The 2,772-nt window shown below is 59.5% G+C and carries 4 protein-coding genes; all 4 read left to right on the top strand.

Annotated elements, in window-relative coordinates; all coding sequences use genetic code 11:
• Positions 1-187, top strand: a 187-nt coding sequence (locus GZ093_RS20740) for a hypothetical protein (protein WP_296489622.1), incomplete at its 5' end; no start/stop codon positions are given.
• Positions 184-513, top strand: a complete 330-nt coding sequence (locus GZ093_RS20745) for a hypothetical protein (protein ID WP_296489623.1) — start codon at positions 184-186, stop codon at positions 511-513. The genes GZ093_RS20740 and GZ093_RS20745, both read left to right, overlap by 4 nt.
• Before the next feature lie 32 nt (positions 514-545).
• Complete coding sequence (locus GZ093_RS20750) at positions 546-872, top strand: hypothetical protein (protein WP_296489625.1); 327 nt, start codon at positions 546-548, stop codon at positions 870-872.
• Positions 873-1,132: 260 nt separating this feature from the next.
• On the top strand, positions 1,133-2,371 hold the full coding sequence (locus GZ093_RS20755) for an IS110 family transposase (protein WP_296489627.1): 1,239 nt from the start codon (positions 1,133-1,135) through the stop codon (positions 2,369-2,371).
• The last annotated feature ends 401 nt before the right edge of the window (positions 2,372-2,772 follow it).

Consider the following 2,772-nt stretch of genomic DNA (forward strand, 5'->3'; position numbering starts at 1 on the left):
AGCGCTGCGTGAGTTGGTGGCGCTGAAAGCCTTGAAGGACCGGCTGCGCGAGTTGCATGAAATGGGCCACGGCACCGACTACGCCGACTACCACCGGCGCCAGCCCTTAGCGTGGGAACAGGCGCGGGCGGTCTTGGGGCCTAACGCCGTGGTCAGCGGCCAGCAAACAACAAAGGACACAGAATGAAAACAGACACCACCGCTGGTCCGATGGACCTACCTGTTATGCGGCTTGTGGAGCGCATGCGGGGTTTTGAGGTTGACCACAAGCCAGATGGTTGGCCCGCAATTCGTATGCGTGATGTGACGGCCTTGTGCTACGAGATTGAGGGTTTGATTCTGGCAGAAGAAGGAGCAAAGGAGGCATTCGGGCACGTAGTGCAGGCAAAGCGCGAACTTGAGGCTGAATGCACAAGACTGCGCGAATTGCTCCAGTCTGCCTATGAAGACATTCGGCGGGCTGCGCGGCATAACGCCGTGATGAGGGGTGGCAAAGCCATCCCTCTCGATTAACTGGTTAGATGGTAAATTTTACGGAGAAAAGTATGAACGGACAAACACTCACCTGTGCTTATTGTGGGCACGAATACCCGCAGGACACCCCTGCTGCTGGAAGCCAAGTGCTGACTGAGCACATCAAGGTTTGCGAGCAGCACCCCATGCGGAAAGCAACAAGTGATATTACTCGGTTGCGTAGCGCATTGGTGAGGCTGATCGGCACTGACACGGAAACCGAGTTGCGGCAGATGGAAGCGAACATACGGCTGGCGCATGCGTCGGAAGTAGACAAGGCGGTTTCCATTAACGCGATTCACGCGCTGCTGGCGACTTTGCCGTCTAACTTTCATGCAGCGAGGGCGCAGCACCCCTGATCATGAAAGACACTGCGAAGGTGTGTAGTCGCCCAGAGGCTGAGGTCGCGAAAACTTTTGATGGCAACGACCGCGAAATCTAACTCGACCCGCCACCATTCACTCGTACCCCGGATTGCTTGGCACCGCCTCTTGCGAGGTGAGTGGACAGCGCACGTTAAAAAGAGCCGTCGGGCTTGCCTGACAGGCCGTTGAATGGAGGTGCCTTTGGGCGACAACACGCATTGGAGTGTAGTGTTTTTCGTCAAAGGAGAAGAGTCATGGAACTCACACCGATCTATAAACGCGTCATCGGGCTGGACGTCCACCAAGCCAAGATCAGCGCCTGCGCAGTGGCCGAGCAGGCGGATGGCACGGTCACAGTGGAGAGCCGAGAATTTGGCGGCTTCAAGCGCGACCGCCGGGCTTTGGCCGAATGGGCCAAGTCGTTTGGTCCTGATGTGGTGGTCATGGAGAGCACCGGCATTTACTGGAAGAGCCCGTACGCAGCCTTGGAGAGCGTGGGCATCGCCGCCTGGGTTGTCAACGCCCGACACGTCAAAACCGTGCCTGGGCGCAAGACCGATGTGGCCGATGCGCAGTGGCTTGCCACCTTGGCGCGTGCGGGCTTGCTGCGGGCCTCGTTCATCCCGCAAGCCGACATCCGCCACCTGCGCCTGATCGCCCGCCAGCGCCAAAAGCTCGGTGGCATGTTGGCGTCCGAGAAGAACCGGCTGCACAAACTGCTCGCCGATGCGGGCATCAGGCTCAATGTTCTGGTCTCCGATATTCACGGCCAAGCAGGGCGCGCCATGGTCAAGGCGCTCATCGCGGGCAAGCCGATTCACGAGGTACTTGATCTGGCTGGGCGCCTGCGCGCCAGCCGTGCCGAGTTGTTTGAAGCTTTGCAGCCCGAGGAACTCAGCCGTTCGCACCTGTTCGTGCTCACCGAGATCATGGCGCACATCGAGGAGTTGGAGTCGCGCATGGGGCGCTTCGAGCTGGAATTGCTGCAGGGCTTGTCCGCCTGGCAGCCCCAGCTGATTCTGCTGCAGACCATTCCGGGCATCGACATCATGGGCGCGGCCATGCTGCTGGTGGAGATCAGCGCGGACATGCACAGCTTTGGCAGCGCCGAGCGGCTGGCATCCTGGGTGGGCATTTGTCCGGGTAACAACGAGAGCGCGGGCAAGCGCAAAAGCGGCAAGACGCGCAAGGGCAACGCCTGGGTGAGACGGCTGCTGTGCGAATTTGCCCAGGCTGCGGCCCGAAGTCGTTGTGCCCTGAAGGACAAGTTTGCGGCACTCAGTATCCGCAAGGGACACAAGAAATCGATCGTGGCGCTGGCGCACAAGATGCTGAGGATTGTCTTTGCGGTTCTCAAGTCAAACCAGCCGTATCACGACCGGGCGGTCGACTACGAAGCACTCAGCGTGCAGCGCAATGCACCTCGATGGATGAAGATGCTGGTCAAGCATGGCTTTATTCCAGCTGGCGCCACGCCAGTTGCTATCGCTTGACCGTCCGCTAACTCTATCGTCATCACAGTTGCGTCCAGGCCGACGTCAGGTCAGGGATCGCCACGTCTTGTAGTGGGTGTCTTTCACGTTAACCCGCAGCTGCAAACGCTGGTTTGGTCGCACACCGACCCAACTGCTGCAGGAATCCAAGGATCATGGGGCAAAGCCCGGTCAGCGTGCCGGTGCCCGCCGGGTAGCGTAGCTCAGGCAATCGGCAAACAGGCAGCCCAGCACGCCGATGGTGCGCCATGCCATGGCCGAGAGCGGGCCAAGCGCTCGCACGATTGAAGGAACTCGACAAGATGCTACTGGCGCGGACAGACTATGAGCTCGGGCGTGGTTCAAAACTGGGTAACACTTCTTCCGGTGATTTGTAAGCGTCCGGCCAATACACCTTGAGC

Source organism: Rhodoferax sp. (assembly GCF_010365055.1).
Lineage (GTDB): Bacteria > Pseudomonadota > Gammaproteobacteria > Burkholderiales > Burkholderiaceae_C > Rhodoferax.

What these genes read in the sequence shown, in the direction of transcription:
- GZ093_RS20745 (WP_296489623.1), top strand. Translation starts at nt 184, where the DNA reads ATGAAAACAGACACCACCGCTGGTCCGATGGACCTACCTGTTATGCGG.
- GZ093_RS20750 (WP_296489625.1), top strand. Translation starts at nt 546, where the DNA reads ATGAACGGACAAACACTCACCTGTGCTTATTGTGGGCACGAATACCCG.
- GZ093_RS20755 (WP_296489627.1), top strand. Translation starts at nt 1,133, where the DNA reads ATGGAACTCACACCGATCTATAAACGCGTCATCGGGCTGGACGTCCAC.